The organism is Micromonospora echinaurantiaca (genome assembly GCF_900090235.1).
In the GTDB taxonomy this organism is placed as follows: Bacteria; Actinomycetota; Actinomycetes; order Mycobacteriales; family Micromonosporaceae; genus Micromonospora; species Micromonospora echinaurantiaca.
Window position 1 is genome coordinate 926,532 of record NZ_LT607750.1, and the last position, 21,851, is coordinate 948,382.

General features: G+C 73.4%; 25 protein-coding genes and 1 other RNA gene. 16 read left to right on the forward strand and 10 right to left on the reverse strand.

Translation table 11 applies throughout. The annotated features are described in order from the left end of the window. Window positions 1-2 precede the first annotated feature (2 nt). From GA0070609_RS04355 to GA0070609_RS04370, 4 genes are read left to right on the forward strand one after another with little or no spacing between them, the layout of a single operon-like run. The gene (locus GA0070609_RS04355) at window positions 3-1,382 is read left to right on the forward strand and encodes a DUF1501 domain-containing protein (protein WP_088992599.1); all 1,380 of its coding nucleotides are present in this window, start codon (window positions 3-5) and stop codon (window positions 1,380-1,382) included. Next, on the forward strand, window positions 1,379-2,797 hold the full coding sequence (locus GA0070609_RS04360; RefSeq protein ID WP_088992600.1) for a ferredoxin reductase family protein: 1,419 nt from the start codon (window positions 1,379-1,381) through the stop codon (window positions 2,795-2,797). The genes GA0070609_RS04355 and GA0070609_RS04360 overlap by 4 nt, the downstream gene beginning before the upstream one ends. Window positions 2,798-2,807: 10 nt before the next feature. Further along, the gene (locus tag GA0070609_RS04365; RefSeq protein ID WP_088992601.1) at window positions 2,808-3,395 is read left to right on the forward strand and encodes an FMN-binding protein; all 588 of its coding nucleotides are present in this window, start codon (window positions 2,808-2,810) and stop codon (window positions 3,393-3,395) included. Between the two features lie 49 nt (window positions 3,396-3,444). Then, entirely contained in the window at window positions 3,445-4,167 is a 723-nt protein-coding gene (locus tag GA0070609_RS04370) for an FAD:protein FMN transferase (RefSeq protein ID WP_088997487.1), read from the forward strand. Window positions 4,168-4,254: 87 nt separating this feature from the next. Here GA0070609_RS04370 and GA0070609_RS33040 read toward each other — a convergent pair whose 3' ends face one another. Then, window positions 4,255-4,416, reverse strand: coding sequence for a hypothetical protein (locus GA0070609_RS33040; protein ID WP_157748057.1), 162 nt, complete (start codon window positions 4,414-4,416; stop codon window positions 4,255-4,257). Window positions 4,417-4,495: 79 nt separating this feature from the next. Next, on the reverse strand, window positions 4,496-5,176 hold the full coding sequence (locus GA0070609_RS04375) for a bifunctional DNA primase/polymerase (RefSeq protein ID WP_172899288.1): 681 nt from the start codon (window positions 5,174-5,176) through the stop codon (window positions 4,496-4,498). A 236-nt stretch (window positions 5,177-5,412) separates the two neighbouring features. On the opposite strand from GA0070609_RS04375, the gene GA0070609_RS04380 reads away from it, so the two are divergent. The 7 genes from GA0070609_RS04380 (at window position 5,413) to mctP (ending at window position 12,268) form a co-directional block, all read left to right on the forward strand. Further along, entirely contained in the window at window positions 5,413-6,639 is a 1,227-nt protein-coding gene (locus GA0070609_RS04380; protein ID WP_088992603.1) for a helix-turn-helix domain-containing protein, read from the forward strand. A 16-nt stretch (window positions 6,640-6,655) separates the two neighbouring features. After that, the gene (locus tag GA0070609_RS04385) at window positions 6,656-7,237 is read left to right on the forward strand and encodes a flavoprotein (protein ID WP_088992604.1); all 582 of its coding nucleotides are present in this window, start codon (window positions 6,656-6,658) and stop codon (window positions 7,235-7,237) included. 95 nt (window positions 7,238-7,332) lie between these two features. Next, complete coding sequence (locus GA0070609_RS04390; protein WP_172899472.1) at window positions 7,333-8,163, forward strand: Nif3-like dinuclear metal center hexameric protein; 831 nt, start codon at window positions 7,333-7,335, stop codon at window positions 8,161-8,163. Further along, the gene (locus GA0070609_RS04395) at window positions 8,160-8,897 is read left to right on the forward strand and encodes a zinc ribbon domain-containing protein (RefSeq protein WP_088992606.1); all 738 of its coding nucleotides are present in this window, start codon (window positions 8,160-8,162) and stop codon (window positions 8,895-8,897) included. The genes GA0070609_RS04390 and GA0070609_RS04395 overlap by 4 nt, the downstream gene beginning before the upstream one ends. Before the next feature lie 3 nt (window positions 8,898-8,900). Continuing rightward, window positions 8,901-10,118: a bifunctional RNase H/acid phosphatase gene (locus tag GA0070609_RS04400; protein WP_088992607.1), complete on the forward strand. Its 1,218-nt coding sequence runs from the start codon at window positions 8,901-8,903 to the stop codon at window positions 10,116-10,118. A 243-nt stretch (window positions 10,119-10,361) separates the two neighbouring features. Further along, the gene (locus tag GA0070609_RS04405) at window positions 10,362-10,619 is read left to right on the forward strand and encodes a DUF3311 domain-containing protein (protein WP_088992608.1); all 258 of its coding nucleotides are present in this window, start codon (window positions 10,362-10,364) and stop codon (window positions 10,617-10,619) included. Beyond that, a complete protein-coding gene (gene mctP / locus GA0070609_RS04410; protein WP_088992609.1) occupies window positions 10,619-12,268 on the forward strand; it encodes a monocarboxylate uptake permease MctP in 1,650 nt (549 codons plus the stop codon). Before GA0070609_RS04405 ends, mctP begins: the two co-directional genes overlap by 1 nt. Before the next feature lie 102 nt (window positions 12,269-12,370). Here the strand turns inward: mctP and GA0070609_RS04415 are convergent, their stop codons facing one another. Further along, window positions 12,371-13,132, reverse strand: coding sequence for a sulfite exporter TauE/SafE family protein (locus GA0070609_RS04415; protein ID WP_088997488.1), 762 nt, complete (start codon window positions 13,130-13,132; stop codon window positions 12,371-12,373). Between the two features lie 151 nt (window positions 13,133-13,283). On the opposite strand from GA0070609_RS04415, the gene GA0070609_RS04420 reads away from it, so the two are divergent. From GA0070609_RS04420 to rnpB, 3 genes are all read left to right on the forward strand, one after another. After that, complete coding sequence (locus GA0070609_RS04420) at window positions 13,284-13,799, forward strand: SigE family RNA polymerase sigma factor (protein WP_088992610.1); 516 nt, start codon at window positions 13,284-13,286, stop codon at window positions 13,797-13,799. Continuing rightward, a complete protein-coding gene (locus tag GA0070609_RS04425; protein WP_157748058.1) occupies window positions 13,796-15,232 on the forward strand; it encodes a hypothetical protein in 1,437 nt (478 codons plus the stop codon). Before GA0070609_RS04420 ends, GA0070609_RS04425 begins: the two co-directional genes overlap by 4 nt. A gap of 172 nt (window positions 15,233-15,404) precedes the next feature. After that, window positions 15,405-15,818: RNase P RNA component class A (gene rnpB / locus GA0070609_RS04430), an RNA gene on the forward strand. A gap of 82 nt (window positions 15,819-15,900) precedes the next feature. On the opposite strand, the gene GA0070609_RS04435 is transcribed toward rnpB, so the two are convergent. The 3 genes from GA0070609_RS04435 to GA0070609_RS04445 all read right to left on the reverse strand — a co-directional run bounded on the left by GA0070609_RS04435 (window position 15,901) and on the right by GA0070609_RS04445 (window position 17,346). Beyond that, the gene (locus GA0070609_RS04435) at window positions 15,901-16,302 is read right to left on the reverse strand and encodes an Rv0361 family membrane protein (RefSeq protein WP_157748059.1); all 402 of its coding nucleotides are present in this window, start codon (window positions 16,300-16,302) and stop codon (window positions 15,901-15,903) included. Between the two features lie 370 nt (window positions 16,303-16,672). Then, a complete protein-coding gene (locus tag GA0070609_RS04440; RefSeq protein ID WP_088992613.1) occupies window positions 16,673-17,059 on the reverse strand; it encodes a VOC family protein in 387 nt (128 codons plus the stop codon). Further along, on the reverse strand, window positions 17,056-17,346 hold the full coding sequence (locus tag GA0070609_RS04445; RefSeq protein WP_088992614.1) for an ArsR/SmtB family transcription factor: 291 nt from the start codon (window positions 17,344-17,346) through the stop codon (window positions 17,056-17,058). The genes GA0070609_RS04440 and GA0070609_RS04445 overlap by 4 nt, the downstream gene beginning before the upstream one ends. A gap of 182 nt (window positions 17,347-17,528) precedes the next feature. Here GA0070609_RS04445 and GA0070609_RS04450 point away from each other — a divergent pair, with 182 nt between their 5' ends. Then, complete coding sequence (locus tag GA0070609_RS04450; protein ID WP_088992615.1) at window positions 17,529-18,014, forward strand: FBP domain-containing protein; 486 nt, start codon at window positions 17,529-17,531, stop codon at window positions 18,012-18,014. 63 nt (window positions 18,015-18,077) lie between these two features. After that, window positions 18,078-18,458 (forward strand): VOC family protein, encoded by a 381-nt coding sequence (locus tag GA0070609_RS04455; protein ID WP_088992616.1) that lies wholly within the window; start codon window positions 18,078-18,080, stop codon window positions 18,456-18,458. A 19-nt stretch (window positions 18,459-18,477) separates the two neighbouring features. Here GA0070609_RS04455 and GA0070609_RS04460 read toward each other — a convergent pair whose 3' ends face one another. From GA0070609_RS04460 to GA0070609_RS04475, 4 genes are all read right to left on the reverse strand, one after another. Next, entirely contained in the window at window positions 18,478-19,305 is an 828-nt protein-coding gene (locus GA0070609_RS04460) for a TrmH family RNA methyltransferase (protein ID WP_088992617.1), read from the reverse strand. A 68-nt stretch (window positions 19,306-19,373) separates the two neighbouring features. After that, window positions 19,374-20,168 carry a nucleotidyltransferase gene (locus tag GA0070609_RS04465; RefSeq protein ID WP_088992618.1) on the reverse strand — a complete coding sequence of 265 codons (795 nt, stop codon included), beginning with the start codon at window positions 20,166-20,168 and terminating at the stop codon, window positions 19,374-19,376. A gap of 46 nt (window positions 20,169-20,214) precedes the next feature. Further along, on the reverse strand, window positions 20,215-20,706 hold the full coding sequence (locus GA0070609_RS04470) for an NUDIX hydrolase (RefSeq protein WP_088992619.1): 492 nt from the start codon (window positions 20,704-20,706) through the stop codon (window positions 20,215-20,217). Window positions 20,707-20,736: 30 nt separating this feature from the next. Then, window positions 20,737-21,849: a M48 family metalloprotease gene (locus GA0070609_RS04475; RefSeq protein ID WP_231928533.1), complete on the reverse strand. Its 1,113-nt coding sequence runs from the start codon at window positions 21,847-21,849 to the stop codon at window positions 20,737-20,739. Window positions 21,850-21,851 lie beyond the last annotated feature (2 nt).

The following is a 21,851-nucleotide window of genomic DNA, read 5'->3' on the forward strand; positions in this document are numbered from 1 at the left end:
CGATGGAGAAGACCGTGTACTCGTACCCCCTGCACCCCGAATGCCCCGACCTGCGGCGGCTGGCCGACAACCCGGCCGAGGCGCTGCTGCGGGCGGAGGCCGACGTCGTCGCCGCCGAGAACGCCGCCGAGCGGAACCGCTACCGGCGGCTGGAGGACCTGGAGGAGGCCCAGCAGGACGGGCGTGGGGTGACCCGGCGCACCTTCGTCGCCGGCGCCGCCGCCACCGCCACCGCGCTGGCCACCGCCCAGTTCGTCACCACCTCGGCGTCGTTCGCCGCCACCAAGACCGGCACCCTGATCCACGTCTTCCTCTACGGCGGGCTGGACGGGCTGAGCCTGGTCGCCCCGGCGGACGACCCGGTGCTCGCCAAGGCCCGCCCCGACCTGTTGCTCGCCGACGACTCCCTGGCGGTGGGCCGCGGATTCAAGCTGACCAGCGCGTTCAAGTCGCTGGAGCCGTGGCTGAAGTCCGGCCGCCTCGGCTTCGTCCCGGCCGTCTCCGACGAGCGGCTCTCGCGCAGCCACTTCCAGGCCGCGGACGCCTGCAACCTGGGCGGCCTGCCCGGCGAGACCGGCGGCCGGGGCTGGCTGGACAGCCTGGTCGACGCGCTCGGCAAGGGCACCGCCTTCCGTAGCGTCGGCATCGGCAGCACGCTGCCCCGCTCGCTGGTCGGCACCAACGGCGCGCTGTCGCTGAACAGCGTCGGCTCGCTGCGGCTCAACGGCGACGACCGGTTCCGGGCCGCCACCGAGAAGGCGATCAAGGGCCTGTTCACCGGAATCAACCACCCGGTCGAGGAGGCCGTGCAGTCCGGCCTGGGCGCGCTGGCGACCGCGCAGAAGCTGGCCGCCAAGCCGTACCAGCCGGCCGAGGGCGTGCGCTACGAGGGCGTCGGCCGCGCCTTCCAGCAGCTCGCCCAGCTGATCAAGGGCGGCGCGAACGTCCGGGTCGCCACGGTCGGGATGGGCGGCTACGACACCCACGAGAACCAGGGCACCCGCTCCGGCGGCCAGCTGCACCGGCGGCTGACCGAGCTGGCCGACGCGATGGCCGCGTTCTTCACCGACCTCGGCGACCAGGCCGACGACGTGACCATCATGGTGTCCAGCGAGTTCGGCCGGCGGGTCGCCTCCAACGGCGGCGGCACCGACCACGGGCACGGCGGGGTGGTCACCATCCTGTCCGGACGGAAGCTGGCCGGCTCGCTGCTCGGCACCTGGAACGGATTGAACGATCTCGACTCCGGCGACGTACCCGAATACAACAACATGTTCGACGTCTACGGAGCCGTCGCGCAGGGTCGCTTCGGGCTCACCAACGCGGAGGTGGAGAAGATCTTCCCCCGGCAGAAGTACACCCCGATGAAGCTGTACGCGTGACGTACACCCGTACCCACGCCGCCGGCCGCCGCACCGGGACCCCGTCCCGGCACGGCGGCCGGCCGGCTGCGGACGTACCGCCGGCGGTGCCGCCGCGGCGCGGGCCTGGCGGCCGGCGGCTGCTGGCCGCCCTGCTGGTGGTCGGCCTGCTGGCCAGCGTGCTGCCCTGGTGGCTGGACACCCCGGCCGGCTCGCTGCGCGACTCCGCCGCCACCCTCACCGCGGCCGGCCGGATCACCGGCCTGGTCGCCGGCTACCTGCTGCTGGTGCAGGTGTTCCTGATGAGCCGGCTGCCGGTGCTGGAACGGTGGATCGGCGGCGAGCAACTGGCCCGCTGGCACCGCGACGTCGGCGCCACCCTGCTGGTCGCGGTGCTCGCGCACACCTCGCTGATCGTGGTCGGCTACGCCGGGCTGGAGGACAACCCGGTGCTCACCGAGGCCGGTGTGCTGCTGCGCGACTACGAGGACATGGTTTCCGCGTTCGCCGCCGCCGGCCTCATGGTGCTGGTCGGCTTCACCAGCATCCGGGCGATCCGCACCGCGCTGCCGTACGAGCTGTGGCACGCCCTGCACCTGTCCGCCTATCCGGTGCTGCTGCTCGGCTTCGGCCACCAGTTCAGCAACGGCGCGCAGCTGTTCCGCCCGGGCCCGGTGCGTACCTTCTGGATCGCCCTGTACGTGCTGGTGGTCGCCGCTCTGCTCTGGGGCCGGGTGCTCGCCCCGCTGGTGTTCAACCTGCGGCACCGGCTGCAGGTCGCCGACGTGGTCGCGGAGAGCCCGGACACCATCTCGATCTACCTGACCGGCCGGCGGCTGGACCGGATGGACCTGCTCGGCGGCCAGTTCTTCCGCTGGCGGTTCCTCACCCGGGGTTGCTGGTGGCAGTCCCACCCGTTCTCGGTCTCCGCCGCGGCCAACGGCCGCTGGCTGCGGCTGACCGTCAAGGTGGTCGGCACGCACACCGCCGACCTACGGGACCTCGACCCCGGAACCCCGGTCTGGGTGCAGGGGCCGTCGGGCACCTTCACCGCCGCGCACCGCACCCGGGAGCGGGCCCTGCTGATCGCCGGTGGCAGCGGGATCACCCCGATCCGGGCGATGCTGGAGGAACTGCCGCCCGGCGCGGCGTTGATCTACCGCGCCCGGACGCCGGCCGACGTGCTGCTCAGCCGGGAACTGGACTGGCTGGCCCAGGCCCGGCACGTCTCGGTCTGGTACGTCATCGGCTCCCGCCACGACCCCGGCCCGCGTCAGGTGATGAGCCCGGACGGGCTGCGCCGGCTGGTGCCCGACGTCGCCCGCCGGGACGTCTACCTCTGCGGGCCGCCCGGCCTGGTCGAGCAGTCGCTCCAGGTGCTCCGGCAGGCCGGCGTGCCCCGCCGGCAGATCCACCTCGCCACGTTCGAGCTGTAGAGAGGCATCCATGCGCCGCGCACTCCTCGCGATCACCGGCCTGGCGGCCAGCACCACCGCGATGGTGGTGCTCAAGGGCGGGCCGGACACCACGCAGGTGGCCGCCCAGGGCCTGCCGGTCGACGGCCAGCCGGTGGCCCCCGGGGCCGGCTCGGCACCGCCGGAGGCGCCGGCCGGGGCGCGCGAGGCGCCCGCCGGCGACACCGCCTCGCCCCGGCCCACCCGCACCACCGCCCGCCCACCGGCGAGCCGGCCCAGCGCCGGCACCCGGGCGCCGTCCGCGCCGCGGACCAGCAGCAAGCCGGCGCAGCCGAGCACCCGCACGGTGACCGGGCCGGTGGTGGAGAACGAGTACGGCAACGTCCAGGTGCAGATCACCCTCTCCGGGTCGCGGATCGTCAACGTGGTCGCGCTCGAGCTGCCCGAGGAGACGGCCCAGTCCGACCAGCGCAGCGAGCAGGTCGACGACCGGTACAGCGGCACCGCCGGGCTGGTGGTGCAGCAGCAGAGCGCCGACCTGGACACCGTCTCCGGGGCCACCGCCACCAGCGAGTCGTACCGGCGGTCGTTGCAGGCCGCCATCGACCGGGCCGGCTGAGGTGCCGGCCGCACCGGCCCGGCCCGGGCTGCGCCGGGTCGAGCAGGTGATGGGTACGGCGATCAGCCTGGACCTCGCCGACGACCTGCCCACCGCCGAGCTGACCGCGCTGGCCGACGCCGTGTTCGGCTGGCTGCGCGAGGTGGACGCCCGGTTCAGCACGTACCGGGCGGACAGCGAGGTGTGCCGGGTGGACCGTGGTGAGCTGGCGGTCGCCGACGGCTCGGCCGACCTGCGGGACGTGCTGGCGCGCTGCGCGGATCTGTGGGCCGTCACCGACGGGTTCTTCGACGCGTACGCCACCGGCCGGCTGGACCCGTCCGGCTACGTCAAGGGGTGGGCGGCGCAGGTCGCCTCGGACCGGCTGCTCGCGGCCGGCGCGGCGAACCACTGCCTGAACGCCGGCGGGGACGTGCGGGTGCGCGGACGGTCGGCCACCGGCCGGCCGTGGCGGATCGGCGTCCGGCACCCGTGGGATCCGATGGCCACCTGCCTGGTGCTGACCGGCACCGACCTGGCGATCGCCACCTCGGGGGTGTACGAGCGCGGCGCGCACGTGCGGGATCCCCGCCGGGGTGTGCCGGCCAGCGGACTGCGTTCGGTCACCGTGGTCGGGCCGGACCTCGGCGTGGCCGACGCGTACGCCACCGCCGCGGTGGCGATGGGCGCCGCCGGCGTCGGTTGGCTGGACCGGCTCGCCGGCCACCAGCACGCGATCGTCACCGAGGACGGCCGGCTGCTGCACTCCACCGGCCTGCCGCTGGCCGGCTGACCCCCCTCAGGGTGCTTCGTGGCGGGGCTCACGTGCTTCCCGCGCACCGCCGAACAACAGGTGGTGCGGCCGGCGCGGGCTGTCCGGTCAGCGGGCCGGACGGTGGGTGCCGGCGGGCCGGGAGCCGGCCGGCCGGGGCCGGCCCGGGCGGGAGCCGGCCGGTCGGGTGCCCGCCCAGCGGTACCGCGGGCGGCTGTGCCGGGGCGGCTCGGTGCCGTCCGGCTGACGCGTGGTGTCGTCGGTGGACATGAAACCCCCGCTCCTGGCGTCTGCGCCGTCGCCCTGTGCAACGAGGACGGACCGGCCGGCGACGCTGCCCGGGCGGGGTTCACATCCCGCGGCGCGGCAGCGGCAGATGGCCGGGGAGCAGTTCCGAGGTCAGCGTCACGCCGGTGGCCCGCAGCGCGTCGATCAGCGCGTTCTGCACCAGATAGGAGTCGGGCAGCCGCCAACGGGCCTGCTCCGGGGCGACGGCCCAGCGGACGGTGCCCTCCGGCAGTCGGGTCGGCGGTGCGGGGATCCACGAGCCGGGCCCGTGCCGTACCACGTGGAAGCAGTGGTCCAGCTCCGGCCGCAGCGGGTCGCCCGGGCGGACCAGGAACATCCAGCGGCCGGTGGGGGTCACCAGCACCGGTCCGCGTACGCCCGGGCCGGCCGGGTGGGTCTGCACCGCGTCGAGGACCCGCCGGCCGAGGTGCGCGGCGACCTCCAGCACGTCGAACGCCCGGCCGGTGGGCAGCAGCACGCCGTGCGGCCGGGTGCGCCACCAGGTCGCCACCCGGGCCGGGTCGGCGCTGGCCGCGTGCTCCCAGTTCTCCAGCGCGGGGTGGCAGCCGACCGTGGGGCAGCCGGCGCGGCCGCAGACGAACCGGCTGCGCGCCAGGCAGGCGCCGGGGGTCACCTCCCAGCCGTGCAGCGCGTAGCGGACGGCCACCCGGCGCAGCCGGACCCGTTCCAACGGCGACAGTTGGACGACGCGTGGTCCGACGTTCCCCCACATGTGTGCCATCTCCCCTCGGCGGCCCGGTCGGGCACCCGGCCCGCATGTCGAGCACCGTCACTGCCGTAACCCACGGTCGTTGAGTTGACGAACGGCTGATGCAAGTTGCACGAAAACTACGAGGACTGGCTGTACGGCTGACGCACAGAGTGTGCGACCAGCGAAAACCTGAGACCTACCGCGCGCCCGCAACCGCGAGGGGGTCAGCCGGCCACGGCCGGGGTCGCACCAGGGGAGGGATGGGGATGGACGAGTTACCCATTGGGCGGCGGGTGGCCTACTGGCGCGGGCGGCGCAAGATGTCCCAGCAGGTATTCGCGGACCGGCTGGGCAAGTCGAAGAGCTGGGTGGACAAGGTCGAGCGCGGGGTGCGCCGGCTGGACAAGTTCTCCGTCGTCTACGAGATCGCCGACATCCTCCAGGTCGACGTGCAGCTGCTGCTCGGCAAGGACCCGGAGCGGCGTACCGACGCGTTGAACTGCATCGACCAGGTCGAGGTCCAGGAGATCCGGGCCGCCCTGGAGCGCTACGACTCGATGAGCGCGTACTTCGACGCGGCGCCGTACCCGCCGCCGCTGGCGGACATGCGCAAGGCGGTCAACCACGCCTGGCTCACCTATCAGTACGGCCGCTACGGGATGCTCACCCGGGCGCTGCCCAAGCTGCTGCGCGACGCCCAGGCCGCCGACGCCGGCTACGGCGGCGACCAGGCCCGCGAGGCGGCCCACCTGCTCGGGCAGGTCTATCAGATCGCCTCCTCGGTGCTGCGCAAGCTCGGCGAGTGCGACCTGGCCTGGCTCGCCGCCGACCGGTCCATGGCGGTCGCCCAGCGCGCCGACGACCAGCTGCTCGCCGGCATCGCCACCACCCGGGTCTGCAACGCGCTGGCCGCGATGGGGCGGGCCCGTCCCGCGCTGGAGCTGAACGTCACCATCGCCAACCGGCTCGCCCCCGGCGGGAGCAACGACGCCTCCCCGGAGCGGCTCTCCGTCTACGGCATGCTGCTGTTGCAGGGCGCGATGGCGGCGTCCCGGATCGGTGACTCGGCCACCGTCGACGACCTGCTCAACGGCGCCCAGGAGGCGGCTCGGCTGCTCGGCAGCGACCAGAACCACTACTGGACCTCGTTCGGGCCGACCAACCTGGAACTGCACCGGGCGGCCGCGGCCGTCGAGCTGGGCGACGGCGGCCGGGCGGTCGAGGTGCACCAGCGCATCCAGGAGCCGGCGTTCAACGCGCTGCTGCCCGAGCGGCGGGCCCACCACCTGCTCGACATCGCCCGCGGCTACGCCCAGATCGGCGATGTGGCCAACGCCGGCGAGATGCTGCTGCGCGGTGACCGGCTGGCGCCGTCCGAGATCCGCTGCCGGCCGATCGCCCACGAGGTGATGTCGGACATCCTGCGTCGCACACGTGGTGCGCCGCCTTCTCCGATCGCGGAGTTGGCTGAGCACATGGGAGTAGGGGTATGAGCGCGGAGCCGGTCTGATGACCGGCCGGCAGCACACCGAGCGCCGCGAGGTGCTCTACGTCATCGCCTGCGGATCGCCGCTGGCGCGCCACGTCGGCCGGCTCGTCGAGCTGGCCCAGCGGGACGGCTGGGACGTCTGCGTGATCACCACGCCGGACGGCGCGAAGTTCGTCGACCGGGCCGCGCTGGCCCGGCAGACCGGTCACCCGGTGCGGACCCACTACAAGAACCCGGGGGACCCGGACGTCCTGCCGCCCGCCGACGCCATGATCGTCTGCCCGGCCACGGTCAACACGGTCAACAAGTGGGCGGCCGGGATCACCGACACGCTCGCGCTGGGCCTGCTGGTCGAGGCGCAGGGCCTGGGGGTGCCGCTGGTCGCGGTGCCGTTCACCAACACGGCGATGGCCCGCCATCCGGCGTTTCGCAGCGGTCTGGCGCGGCTCGCCGAGTGGGGGGTGACGGTGCTCTTCGGCGACCACGTCGTCCCGCTGCACCCGCCCGGGACGGGGGAGCGGCACCTGAGCGCCTTCCCGTGGGCGCTGCCGCTCACCGCGGTCCGCGACCGGCTCTGCCGGGTCGGCCCCGCCGTGGCCTGAGCAACCGCCGCGCCCGAGCATCCGCCCGGGCCGGCCGGGTACCGGTAAGCTGGCCCGCCGTGAGCACAACCGCAGTTCCGCCGACCGTCGCCGACGTGGTGGCCGAGCTGGAGCGGCACTACCCGCCGGTCTGGGCGGAGGACTGGGACCGGGTCGGGCTGGTGCTCGGCGAGCCCTGCGCCCCGGTACGCCGGGTGCTCTGCGTGGTCGACGTGGTGCCCGAGACGGTCGCCGAGGCGCTCGCCGCCGGGGTCGACATGATCGTCGCCCATCACCCGCTGCTGCTGCGCGGGGTCTCCTCAGTGGCGCCCACCACGTACAAGGGGCGGATCGTCCACCAGTTGATCAAGGCGGACGTGGCCCTGTACGTCGCGCACACCAACGCCGACGTGGCCGCTCCGGGCGTCTCCGACGCGTTGGCCGCCCGGTTCGGGCTGACCGGGCTGCGCCCGCTGCACCCGCCCGCGCCCGGGTCACCGGAGCACGGCGCCGGGCGGGGGATCGGCCGGATCGGCGAGCTGCCGGAGCCGATGACCCTCGCCGAGCTGGCCCGGCACGCCGCCGCCGTGCTCCCGGTCACCGCCTGGGGTGTACGCGCCGCGGGTGACCCCGAGCGGACGGTGCGTACGCTCGCGGTCAGCGGCGGATCGGGCGACGCCTTCCTGGCCGACGCGACCGCCGCCGGGGTGGACGCCTACCTCACCGCCGACCTGCGCCACCACCCGGCCGGCGAGCACCTCGCCGCCGACGGGCCGGCGCTGCTCGACGCCGCCCACTGGGCGACCGAACGACCGTGGCTGGACGACCTGGCCGCCCTGCTGCGGGCGACGCCGGGTGTCGAGACGCTGGTGTCCGACCTGGACACCGACCCGTGGACCGTACACGCCGCCCCACCCGCGGTGGACGACAAGGAGCCCCGACCGTGAAGGCTGACCCCCAGGTCCAGCGCCGCCTGCTCGACCTCCAGGCGATCGACACCGCGCTCGCCCAGCTCGCCCACCGCCGCCGCACGCTGCCCGAGCGGGCCGAGCTGGAGGCGCTGGCCCGCCAGCTGTCCGCGCTGGAGGACGAGCGCGTCCGTGCCCAGGTGGCGGTCGACGACCTGGACCGGGACATCGCCCGGCTGGAGAAGGACATCGACCAGGTGCGGGCCCGCAAGACCAAGGACGAGGCGCGGCTCGCCGCCGGCAGCGGCCCGGCCCGGGAGCTGGAGGCGCTCCAGCACGAACTTGCCTCGCTCAACCGCCGGCAGGGTGACCTGGAGGACGCCGAGCTGGAGCTGATGGAGCAGCGGGAGACGGCGCAGGCCGTGCTGGACGACGTGGAGCGCCGGCTGGCCGAGGCCCGGGAGCAGCGGGACGCCACCGAGCGGCGCCGGGACGAGGCGCTGGCCGAGATCGGCAAGGAGGAGGAGTTCAAGCAGTCGGCCCGCCGGCCGCTCGCCGACGACCTCCCGGCCGACCTGGTGAAGCTCTACGACAAGATCCGCGAGGACACCGGGCTCGGCGCGGCGCTGCTCGCCGCCGGCCGATGCGGCGGCTGCCGGCTCGAACTCTCCGGTGCCGACCTGGCCCGGATCCGCAAGGCGGACCCGGACGACGTGGTCCGCTGCGAGGAGTGCCGGCGGATCATGGTGCGTACCAACGAGTCCGGTCTGTAGCCCGTGGCGCCGCGGGTGGTGGTCGTCGAGGCCGACGGCGGATCGAGGGGCAACCCGGGCCCGGCCGGCTACGGCGCGGTGGTCCGCGACCCGGAGACCGGCGAGGTGCTCGCCGAGCGCTCCGAGTCGATCGGGGTGGCCACCAACAACGTGGCCGAGTACCGGGGGCTGATCGCCGGGCTGGCGGCCGCCGCCGAACTGGGCGCCGCCGAGGTGGAGGCGCGGATGGACTCGAAGCTGGTGGTCGAGCAGATGTGCGGCCGCTGGCAGATCAAGCACCCGGGGCTGCGCCCGCTCGCCGCCCAGGCGGCCGGGCTGGTCGAACGGTTCGCGGCGGTCCGGTTCAGCTGGATCCCGCGGGAGCGCAACCGGCACGCCGACGCCCTCGCCAACGCCGCGATGGACGCCGCCGCCGGCGCCGCGCCGGTGGCTCCGGCCGTCGCACCGCCGCGCGTCGTGGAGCCGCCACGCGGCCTCGGCCCCGAGCCGGCGGGCCGGGAGCAGGCCCGCGAGGCGGCCGCCCGCGCCGCGGCAGAGCGGATTACCGGCACCGACCCGGCCACCGCGCCCGCCTCCTGGGAGCCGCGCCCGAGCTTCACCGCCACCCGGCTGATCCTGGTGCGGCACGGCGAGACCGAGTACACCGAGCAGCGCCGCTACTCCGGCCGCGGGGACGTGCCGCTCTCCGACCGGGGCCGGGCCCAGGCCCGGGCCACCGGCGACCGGGTGGCCGAGCTGGCGCCGACCGTCGCGGCCGTGGTCAGTTCCCCGCTGTCCCGGTGTACGGCGACCGCCGAGGCGATCTCCGCGGCGCTCGGCGGCGTGCCGGTACGCCGCGCGGACGACCTGATCGAGTGCGACTTCGGTGCCTGGGAGGGGCGGACCTTCGGCGAGGTGCGCGAGGGGTGGCCCGGCGAGATGGACGCCTGGCTCGCCTCCACGGCGGTGTCCCCGCCCGGCGGGGAGTCGTTCGCGGCGGTGGCCGAACGTACCCGCCGGGCGTTGGACGCGCTGGTCGAGGCGTACCCCGGGGAGACCGTCGTGGTGGTCTCGCACGTCTCGCCGATCAAGCTCGCGCTACGCGACGCGCTCGCGGCCGGCGATGCCTTCCTGCACCGGCTCTTCCTGGACGCCGCCGGCATCTCGGTGCTGGACCGGTGGCCCGACGGCGGCATCGCCGTCCGCACCGTCAACGACACCGCCCACCTCCCCACCCCCTGACCACCCCCCGCCCCCGCACCCCACCCCGCACCCGTCGCGCTCGTTCACCGAAAGAGTGGCCATTCTCCGCGGAATGGCCGCTCTTTCTCTGTTCGTGCGGACCGCAGGGCGGTGGGTGCCCGCCGTTCGGCGCAGCCGAGCGGCCGTTCGGCGCAGCGGAGTGGATCAGCCGAACGTGACGGCGCTCACAGGGCCGTAGCCTCCGGCCGTCACATCACGAGCTACGACTGGAAGGTGGGTCCGATGGCTGCACCCGAACCGGCCACACCCGCACCGGAGGCGCCCCTGACGGGGTCGTCCCGGGCAAAGGACAAGAGCAGATGGAACTGGTTGCTCTTCATCCCGATCGTGGTGCCGCTGATCCCGGCGTTCTTCAACGCCGACGGCCCACGGCTGTTCGGCTTCCCGCGGTTCTACTGGCTCCAGTTGGCCTACATCGTGCTGGGCGTGGCCACCACGACGGTGGTCTACCAGCTCACCAAGAAGCGGGGTGACCGCTGATGTGGCGCGACCACCTCACCGAGATCATCATCTTCACGCTGCTCTTCCTCCTGGTCAGCGTGATGGGTTTCGTGGCCGCCCGGTGGCGGGCCCCGCGCGACATGGCCCACCTCGACGAGTGGGGGCTGGGCGGGCGCAACTTCGGCGGCTGGATCACCTGGTTCCTGGTCGGCGGTGACCTCTACACCGCGTACACCTTCGTGGCGGTGCCGGCGCTGGTCTTCGGCGCGGGGGCGATGGGCTTCTTCGCGGTGCCGTACACCATCGTCATCTACCCGCTGGTCTTCCTGGTGCTCTGTCGACTCTGGTCGGTGTCGCACCGGCACGGCTTCGTCACGCCGGCCGACTTCGTCCGCAGCCGGTTCGACTCGCCGGTGCTGGCGCTGCTGGTCGCGATCACCGGCATCGTCGCCACCATGCCGTACATCGCGCTGCAGCTGGTCGGTATCGAGGCGGTGCTCAAGGCGATGGGGGTGACCGGGGAGAGCACGCTGGCCCGGCACCTGCCGATCATCGTGGCGTTCGCCATCCTGGCCGCGTACACGTACCAGTCCGGGCTGCGCGCGCCGGCGCTGATCGCCTTCGTCAAGGACACCCTGATCTACATCGTGATCCTGGTGGCGGTGCTGTACCTGCCGTACAAGCTGGGCGGCTGGGGCGAGATCTTCGGCGCCGCGGACGCCAAGTTCGACGCCTCACCGAGTCCCGGCGACGGGGTCCTGCTCAACGCCAACAACCAGCTCCAGTACGTGACGCTGGCGTTCGGTTCGGCGCTGGCGCTGTTCCTCTACCCGCACAGCATCACCGGCGTGCTGGCCAGCCGGAACCGGGACGTGATCAAGCGGAACATGTCCGCGCTGCCGGCGTACAGCCTGCTGCTCGGGCTGATCGCGCTGCTCGGCTACATGGCCATCGCGGCCGACGTGAAGCCGCTGCCGGGGGCGAGCGAGGGGACGGTGGACAACAACACCATCGTGCCGCTCCTCTTCGACCAGCAGTTCCCGAGCTGGTTCACCGGCGTCGCGTACGCGGCCATCGGGATCGGCGCGCTGGTGCCGGCGGCGATCATGTCGATCGCGGCGGCGAACCTGTTCACCCGCAACATCTACAAGGAGTACCTGCGGCGGGACGCCACCCCGGCGCAGGAGGCGAACGTCTCCAAGATCACCTCGCTGGTGGTCAAGATCGGCGCGGTGGCCTGCATCGTCTTCCTCGACCCGCAGTTCTCCATCGACCTCCAGCTGATCGGCGGCGTGATCATCCTGCAGACGCTGCCGGCGGTGGCGCTCGGCCTCTACACCCGCTGGTTCCACCGGGGTGCGCTGATCGCCGGTTGGGCGGCCGGCATGGGGCTCGGGATGTGGATGCTCTACCAGATCTCCAGCCCGACCCGGAAGCACTTCGCCGGCTCGGCGTTCCCGCTGGAGAAGTTCGGCTTCGACACCCCGAAGACGATCTACGTGGGCATCGTGGCCGTCCTGGTCAACCTGCTGGTGGCGGCGATCCTGACGCTGATCCTGCGGGCGGTGAAGGTGCGCGAGGGCGTCGACGGCACCACGTCGGACGACTACTTCGCCGACGAGGGCGACCCGCGGGTGACGCCCGGCGACCGCCAGGACGCCGACGCGGCTCCGGAGCCGGTCGCCTGAGCCCGCCCCGGCCCCCGGCTGCGCGCCGCGCCCGGGGGCCGGGAGCGGCGGTCCCGCCCGGGCCCGGATCGCCGTGCCCGCGGCCGGGCGGCAGCGCGCTCCTCAGCTGAGCGCGCGGTAGAGCAGGTAGAGCCCGATCACCGTGCCGAAACTGACGATCAGCGTCTTGAGCACGACCGACGGCAGCCGGCGGACCAGCCGGGCGCCGGCGTACCCGCCGACCAGCGTGGCCGGCGCGACCAGCGCCACCGCCGCCCAGTTCACCGGGCCGAAGAGCGCGAAGACCACCAGCGTGGTCACCCCGACCAGGGCGGAGAGCAGGTTCTTGATGGCGCTCACCCGGGCCAGCGTGGCGTCCAGCACCAGGGCCAGGCCGGCGACCAGCATCACCCCGAGCGCCGCGCCGAAGTAGCCGCCGTAGACCGCGCCGACCGCGACCATGGCCTGCACCGCGACCGTGCGGCGGCGCGGCGACAGGTCGCGCGGATGCCCGACCAGCCGACGCAGCGGGTCCTGGAAGGCCAGCACCGCCGTCGCGCCGAGCACCAGGAACGGTACGACCAGCTCGAACGCCCGCGCCGGGGTGGCCAGCAGCAGCAGCGCCCCGGCGATGGTGCCGACGATCGTGGTGGGCACCAGCGTGGCCAGCGCCCGCCCGGGTGGCAGGTCCACCCGGCTGCCCGCCACGCTGGCCACGTAGCCGGGGAAGACGGCCACCGAGTTGCTGACGTTGGCCGGCACGGGCGGCAACCCGACCGCGATCATCGCGGGGAAGGTGATGAGCGAGCCCCCACCGGCCACCGCGTTGACCGTGCCCGCGGCGAGACCGGCGGCGAGCAGCAGGGCGGCGTCGGCGAGATCCATGGTCACCAGAGGCTAGTACGGGCTCCGGCCGGCCGCCGGGGGCGGTGCCGCCGCGCCTCTCAACCTTCCGGCCCGGTGCCGCGTCGTACCGGTTGAGACGGGCCCAGGGGAAGGAAGCGGACCATGACCGGTCACGACCAGGGGGCGGCGCGTGGATGACGCCGACTTCCGGGAGTTCGTCGAGGCGCGTTACGGCGACCTGCTGCGGACCGCGTACCTGCTGACCGGCAGCCGGGACACCGCGCAGGACCTGGTGCAGGACGCGCTGCTGAAGGTGATGCGGCACTGGCGCACGGTCGACGAGCCGATGGCGTACGTCCGCCGGGCGATGGTCAACGAACGCACCAGCCGCTGGCGGCGGATCGGCCTGCGGGAGTTGCTCACCTCGGTCGTGCCGGACCGGGCCGGCCCGGACGCCACCGACGTGGTCGCCGTCCGCGACGAACTGCTGGCCGCGCTGGACCGGCTGCCCGCCCGGATGCGGGCGGTGCTGGTGCTGCGCTACTGGGAGGACCTCTCGGAGGCCGACGTGGCGGCGACGATGGGGTGTTCGGTGGGGACGGTGAAGAGCCAGGCGGCGCGGGGGCTGACCCGGCTCCGTGCGGTGCTGCACCCGCCGGCCGGCCGTTCGGCGGTCAACGGCGAGTTGACGGGGGAGCGGGCATGAGCGTGGACGAACTCCGTGCCGGGCTGGCCCGGATCGCCGAGACGGTGGTGCCGGACGAGGACCCGTACGACCGTCTGATGCGGCACGCCCGACGGCGCCGGCGGCGTCGCTTCGCGGGCCTCTGGGCGGCGGCGGCCGCGGTCCTCGCCGCCGCACTGGCCGGCCCGGCGGCCCTCACCGCCGCGGGCCTGGACGGACGCCCCGACGACGGTACGCCGGCCCTGCACGGCTTCCCGGTCGACTCGGAGTGGACCTGGCGCCTGATCAACTCACCCACCCGGGGAAGCCTCGCCGGCGACCGGGCCTTCCTGAGCGAGCTGACCCGCCGCGCCGGCCGGGACGGCGACCGACTGTTCATGAGCGCGGAGTTGTCGACGGTGAAGGTGCTCTGGGCCGACGACACGGCGGGTTTCCGTAGCGTCGTGCTGGCCTACCACTCGGACACCCATGCTGGGCTGGTCACCCTGGAGGCCGAGGTCGGAGCGTCACCGCGGGACCTGGTCCGGGGCGACAGCCAGGCGAACCTGGAGCCGGCCGCCTTCACCGTGCTGGAAACCAACCACGGCACCGAGCAGAACTGGCTGCTCGGGTTGGCGCCATCCGGGTGCACCGTCTCCTACGCCCGCTCGGCCCAGTTGTGGAGCGGCGTGCAGCGGCGCTGGCAGACCGCGCCCGGCGGCGACCACATGCTGGTCGAGCCGGCCCTGGCCCGCGGTTGGTGGCGGGTCGAATGCGACGGCCAGCTCCGCCAGGCCGGTCCCATCGCCATCCAGCACGACACCGTGGAAACCCGATGGGCGGGGAAGGACGACCCGCGGGACGGCCGGCCGAACCCCGCGCCGACGGCCGACTGGCGGACGGCGCGGGGCGCGGATACCGCGTACCGGAAGCTGGTGGACGGCAGCGGCCTGGTGGGCGGCGTCATGCCGCCCGAGGTCCGCTGGGTGGGCCGGCTCGATTCCCGGGACGCCGTCCTGGTCGGCCCACCCGGCGACGGCCCGCTGGTCCTGCAGCTCGGCTCCGGGGAGGGAGGGCGGCTCGCGCTGTCCGGTCCCGGCGAGGCCCGGCCCGACATCTCGAGGATCGAGGGGTTCGGCCCGGACCGGACCCCGCTGGTGGCCACCGGGACCGGCGTCGCGTACGACCTGGCTGCGGTCCGCGTGCCGGCACCGGTCAACGGTCATGCCGCCCTCACCGACCGCCTGCTGGTGGTGCCGCGCCGGGAGGCCGTCCGGGTCGAGGCGGTCGCGGACGGCCAGGTCGGTGCCACGGCGGAGGTACGCGGCGGCGCGGCGCTGCTGACCCTGCCGCTCGGCGCGCAGGTGACCCTGCGTGCGGTGGACGGCGACGGGAAGGTGGTGGGCTCCGGGACGCTGCGGGAGCCGGCCAACGGCGAGCGGATCTTCAACGAGTCGCTCGTGTGGAACTGGTGAGCCGCTCCCGGCGTCGATCACAGGGGCCGGCGGTCGACACGGGGCGACCCGCCGGCCCCGGAATATTCCCGCTGCCGACTCACCTCCGGCGGCGCGGCTCGCGGCCGGCGCCACCCCGCCCGGGGCGGAAATGGGCGCCGTCGCCGCGTCGTTAGGATGAGTGCGCGACGGACGAGTCGATCGGGCGGTCGCGTCGGCGGGCTCCGGCCCGCCGCCGAGGAACGTCCGGACTCCACAGGGCAGGGTGGTTGCTAACGGCAACCCGGGGTGACCCGCGGGACAGTGCCACAGAAAACAGACCGCCGACCCCATCGGGGACGGTAAGGGTGAAACGGTGGGGTAAGAGCCCACCAGCACCCCGGGTGACCGGGGTGGCTCGGTAAACCCCACCCGGAGCAAGGCCAAGAAAGGATCGTCGCCCGCAGGATGACGATCCGCGCAGACGCTTGAGGGCGGCCCGCCCGATGTCTGCGGGTAGGCCGCTGGAGCCTGCCGGCGACGGTAGGCCGAGATGGATGGCCGCCGCCGACGCGCGCCTCCGGGCGCGCGCCGGTCACAGAATCCGGCGTACAGGTCGACTCGTCCGTCGCCCATTCAGGTTGGCTGGGTCAGCTGGTTTCGCCGTCCCGAGTCGGCCAACCCAGGCGTGTAGAAGTGGCGGTATCAGCTCAGTACGGCTGGCCGCACACCCTCCAGGCGCCATCCTCCTTCACCAGGAGGAACGTGTGCTGGTCGGTGAAGCCGCTGTCCAGCGTCAGGGCCATGTTCACCGTCGCCGACGTGCGGCCGTTGACGGTCGAAACGTTGACGCCGTTGACCTTGTGGCCGCGGATCTTCGGCTGCTGAGCGACGCCCCGGGCGAACGCGTCCCTCGCGTACCGGCCGCGCGTCTGGCTGCACAACTGTCCGTAGGCCCCGTCCGTATCGCCGGCTTCCAGGTCGGTCACGAACGACTCGGCGGCCTGTCGCGCCGGATCCGTCGCGCCCTTGACCCCCTTGTACAGGAAGAAGCCGCCGACACCGGCGCCACCGCAGCACAGCACGAGGACCACGCCGACGACGATCAACACGGTCCGTAGCGTCCGCGGTTGCGGCGGTTGCGGCGGTTGCGGCGGTTGCGGCGGCTGGTATGGCTGGTACGGCTGGTGCGGGTGGGTCATAGGGAGCGACGGTAGGGGATGCGAGAAGTTCTCGATGCCCTGTCGACGTGAATCCGGCGTACCGGTCGACTCGCGTCCGTGCTGCTGGGGCCGGCGCGGTGCCGTCGGGGTCAGCCGTCGCCGGCAGAGAAAAGTCGACGCCCCTATATGGACGGTTACCCCTCCCTGAGCGGTACCGGACCCGTTGACCGGCCGGCCACCCCCGGCCGGCCGGTCAAAACGCGGGCCACCACCGTCACCGTTGCGGCTCGTGACGTCCGCCGTCCGGGTCGGGTGTCGACTACTTCGGCTGCGCGATCTGGATCAGGTTGCCGCAGGTGTCGTCGAACACAGCGGTGATCACCGCACCCATGTCGGCGGGCTCCTGCGTGAACACCACCCCGAGCTGCTTCAGCCTCTTGTGCTCAGCGTCGATGTCGTCCACGGCGAACTGCGTGAGGGGGATGCCGTCGCTGACCAGGGCCTCCTTGAACGCCTTGGCGGCCGGGTGCGCGTCGGGCTCCAGCAGCAGTTCGACCCCGTCCGGCTGGTCCGGCGAGACGACGGTCAACCAGCGGTACTCACCCACCGGCACGTCGGTCTTCTTCACGAAGCCCAGCACCTCGGTGTAGAAGCGCAGCGCGTTGGCCTGATCGTCGACGTACACGCTGGTCAGGTGGATCTTCATGTCGTCTCCTCTGGGGTTTCGGGCCGCAACCATCGCTCGGCGATGGAGTGCAACGGCCGGACATCGATGTGGTGGAACTTGTAGCGACCCTGCCGGCGCGTGACGATCAGGCCGGCGGCCTCCAGGACGTCAAGGTGCTGGGAGATCGCCTGGCGCGACGACGTGACCTGGTGCTTGGTGGCCAGCCGGCCGCAGATCTCGAACAGGGTCTGGCCGTCACGGTCGGTCAGCTCGTCGAGGATCTGCCGGCGCGTGGGATCGGCCAGTGCCTGGTACAGGTCACCCATGCGGCCACTATAGGCAAGCGACGACTTGCATATCAAGGCTGCGCGTCGTCACGGCGCCACTCGTCGGCCAGCTCCGCCGCCCGCGAGGGTTGGGCGTTCCCCGACTACCCCGCAGGCGTCATGTGCTGCACTCCACACCTAGTCTCATTATGTAGTTGCCTAAAGAGATTAGGCTGATTCCTATGCAACCCCTCACCGAGTCCGCCATCCGCGCCTCCTTCGTCAACTGCACGAAGGGCGAGGCGAAGCGCCTGGCCGTGCCGAAGGATCTGGCCGAGCGCCCCTGGGACGACCTCGACTTCCTCGGGTGGCGGGACGGGTCGGCGACGGAGCGGGCCTACCTGGTCGCCGAGTCCGGTGCCGGGCCGGTCGGGGTGGCGCTGCGGGTGGCCCCGCAGACCGGGCGGGTGCGGCGCAGCATGTGCTCGTTCTGCCTGACCACCCACACCGGAGACGGCGTCTCGCTGATGACCGCGCGCAAGGCCGGGAAGGACGGGCGGCAGGGGAACTCCGTGGGCGCGTACATCTGCACCGACCTGGGCTGCTCGCTCTACCTGCGGGGGAAGAAGAACGCCGGACGGCGGATCGACGAGTCGATCACGCTGGCCGAGAAGGTCGAGCGCACCCTGGCCACCGTCACCGCCTTCCTGCACAAGGTGGTCGAGTGAGCCGACCAGGCCGGCCCGGACGGGGACGGACAGGGCCGGCCCGAGCCACTACGCTTGCGTCGCATGCATCGCAGCCGGGTCTACGCCCTCCTCATCGACACCCCCGAAGCCGAAGCCGCCCAGGCGACCGCGTTCTGGTCCGCCGCACTCGGCGTCCGCAGTGAGGTCGACCCTCAGTACCCGCAGTTCATCGGCCTGCACGACGCGCTGCCCGGGATCGTCACCGCGGTGCAGTCGGTCGACGACGCGCCTCGCTTCCACCTCGACTTCGAGACCGACGACGTCGAGGCCGAGACGGCGCGGCTGGTCGCCATCGGCGCCACCGAGGTGACGCGGTGGCAGGAGTGCCGGGTGCTGCGGGTGCCGGGCGGGCACCTGGTCTGCGTTCTGCCCGTGGAGAGCCCGCCGGAGGTCTTCGACGCCCAGGCCAAGACCTGGCCCTGACCTCGGGCCTCCGCCGCGGCTACCCCTGCCTGGCTCGCTGCCGGGCGGCCTCGTACAGCACGACGGTTCCGGCTGCCGCTGCGTTCAGCGAACTGGCGGCACCGACGATGGGGATGCGGACCATCCGGTCACTCGCCTCCTGCCAACCGGCGCTGAGTCCGTGTGTCTCGTTGCCAACGAGAAGGAGTGTGGGGCACGTCAGGTCGTGCTCGGCGACATCCACCTCGCCATGCTCGTCCGTGCCGATGATCTGAACCCGCGGCAGGCCGGCCGCACGCACCGCAGCTATCCAATCGAGAACCTCCCGATGGCTGGCGACTCGCACCACCGGGAGGGCGAACAAGGATCCCGTGCTGGCCCGGACCGCCTTCGGGTCGTACGGGTCGGCCGCGTGGCCGGTGACGATGACACCGGAGGCTCCGAAGGCGTCCGCGGAACGGATCAGTGTGCCGACGTTGCCCGGGGTCTTCGGGCGATCGAAGACCACGACGAGCATCTTCGGGCCGACCGGGACGCGATCCAGGCTGTCCTCGGGCTGCGCCACCACAGCCAGCAGCTCGGGCGACTCTTCCTCCTTGCCACCAAGTTCACGCATCAGCTCGGGTGCAAGAGCAACCCGAGTAGTCGAGACCTGATCGAGGAGATCCCGACACCACCGGGACAGGATCTGCCGGTCGGGATAGAGGAGAGCCCGAACCTCCCATCCGTGTTCCAGGGCCAGGCTGATCGGGCGCACCCCCTGCACCAGGAACTCCCGCAGACGCTGGCGCTTGTTCCGGTTGGTCAGCAGTGCCTGCCACTGCTGGAAACTCGCGTTCCGGGCGGTGATCTTCAAGGTCTTCGCCACGGAGCCGATTCAACACCATCCGCCTGTCCATGGGCCGTTTCCCTGGGACGCTCCGGACGGCACAGCCCTCACTCCGCGATACCGCTGATCTCGGCGAGCACGCGCCGCTGGAAGGCGCGGGCTTCGGGGCCGCTCGGTGCCGGGCCACCGGCGCGGGCCGCGATCGACCGTTCGATCAGGCCGGCCGGCTCGCCCGCGTCGGCCGCCCAGTCGTCGGCGAGCAGCCGGCGGCCGGCCTCGGCCTTCGACAACCACCGGCCGTGCCGGACCTTCGCCAGCGACCGGCAGGCGCCGAGCACCGCGTCCTCGGCGCCGGGGGCCGGACCGTCGCCGGGCGGGGTGGGCAGGGCCAGCCACCAGCGCAGCGCGTCGACCAGCAGCCGGCGCAGGTCCGCCGGGGACAGGTCGGCGAACGCCTCGGCGGCCGGCGGCCCGAGCAGGGCCTGCCCGCACTCGTGCAGGATGCTGCGGTCCAGGCCGTACCAGAACCGGCCGTCCGCCGCGGGCCGCTCGTCCGCGTCCCAGGTGACCCGGAAGTCCATCCGCGCCCCGGTGTTCAGCTCCACCTCGAAGCCGGGCTCCGGGGTGCCGGAGCGGGCAGCCGCGGCGGTGTAGACGACCAGTTCCAGGCCGCGCGCCGGGCAGGGCAGCGCCTCGTACCGCAGCCCGGCGACCAGCCGGCGCTTGCGGTCCGGGTCCAGCGGCCGCGCGCAGACCAGCGCCACGTCGACGTCGCTGCGGCCCGGCTGGTATGCCCCCAGGCCGACCGAGCCGGCGGCGTACGCGCCGACCAGATCGTCGCCGAGCACGTCACGGGCCACCCCGACCAGGTCGGTCAGGTAGCGGCGCACCTCGCTGTCCACGCCACATTGTGGCCCGCCGGTTCGGCGGGGTCGCTCCCAGGGGCGGTCAGTCGTCGGTCCACGTCGTGCCCGGCGGCAGGTACCAGGTCGCGGACTCGTCGGCCAGGGCGTGCGCGACGACCGTACGGGCGTGCGCGTCCAGCGCCGGCAGCGCGTCCATCGCAAACCAGCGCACGGCCAGCGACTCGTCGTCGTTGACCCGGGCCGTGCCGCCCAGCAGCCGGCAGTGGAAGCCCAGGTTCAGGTACTCGCAGCGGTCGCCGTTGGGATAGCTGTGCAGGTGCGAGACGACGCTGCTCAGCCGCACCGGCTCGACGTCCAGGCCGGTCTCCTCGTACACCTCGCGGACCACCGCTGTGGCCGGCTGCTCGCCGGGCTCGACGAAGCCGCTGACCACCGACCAGCGCCCGTCGTCGGCGCGCTGGCCGAGCAGCAGCTCGCCGGCGGCGTTGCGGACCACCGCGCTGACGCTCGGCAGCCAGAGCAGGTCGTGGCCGACGTGCTTGCGCATCCGCAGGATGTAGTCCGGTACGCCCATCGGCCGACCCTAACCCCCGACGATCAGCGGTCAGCCGGACCAGCTGATGTTCCGGCGGACCCGCTCGTACTCGCGGGCCAGCTCGGCGTCGATGCGGGCCGAGCGTTCCTCGTCGAGCACCACCGCCGGCTCGTACGCCGGCCGGCTCGCCAGCATCCGGTGGCGCAGCCCGCTCGGCGGGTGGGAGGCGAACAGCGACGTCTCCTCGCGCACGGACAGTTGGCGACGCCGGGGCAGCGGGTCGGCCGCCGCCACCCGTGCCTCGGTCACCGCCGCCCGCCAGCGCTGCGGCCCGTGCCCGGCCCGCGCCTCCCGGCGTACGGCGAGTGCGATGGAGTCCACCGCCACAGTGGCGTCCAGCAGGCTGGTCGCGGCGGCGGTTCCGGCGGCCCGCGCGGACATCTCGTCGGCCAGGTACTCGGCCCGCTGGATGTCCCGGAGCGCGACGCAGACCAGCGCCACGTGCACGGCGAACAACAGCCGCGCCAGCGTCCACTGGAACGCCCGGGCCAGCGCCGCACCGAGCAGTTCGAAGATGCCGGCGCCGGAGACGGTGTCCACCGGACGGACCAGGTTCGCCGCCGAGCCGAGCGTGGTGAACGCGGGCTGGGTGAGCAGCGCCCGGCGCGGATCGCCGTTGACGAAGTGCCCGAGTTCGTGGCCGAGCAACGCCACCCGCTCCGGCGGGGTGAGCGAGCCCCAGTACGGCAACCCCAGGCAGAGCACCGCCCGACGCCGCAGCCCGACCCGGCCGGCGTACGCGTTGAGGTCGCCGTCCACGCCAACCACCTCGGGAACGGGTGCGCCGACCGCCGCCGCCACCTCGTCAACGAGCCGGAACAGCTCCGGCGCCCGGGCGCGGTCGAGCACCTCCAGGTCCTCGTCCAACCGGCCGAACCGGGGACGCAGCGCGACGGCCAGCCCGAGCAGCGCGACGCCGAGCACGATCGACGGGTTGGGGAACCGGAACGCCACGATCAGCCAGATGCCGGTGCCGGCGAGCGCGAAGACGCCGGCGAGCAGCACCAGCGAGGCGGCCCCGGTGACCACCCGGGCGACGCCCGCGCCGGTGGCCGCCGGCGGCCGGCGACCAGTCGCGCGAACTGCCGCCGCGTCGCCCGGTAGGCGAGCCGGTGGGTCCACCG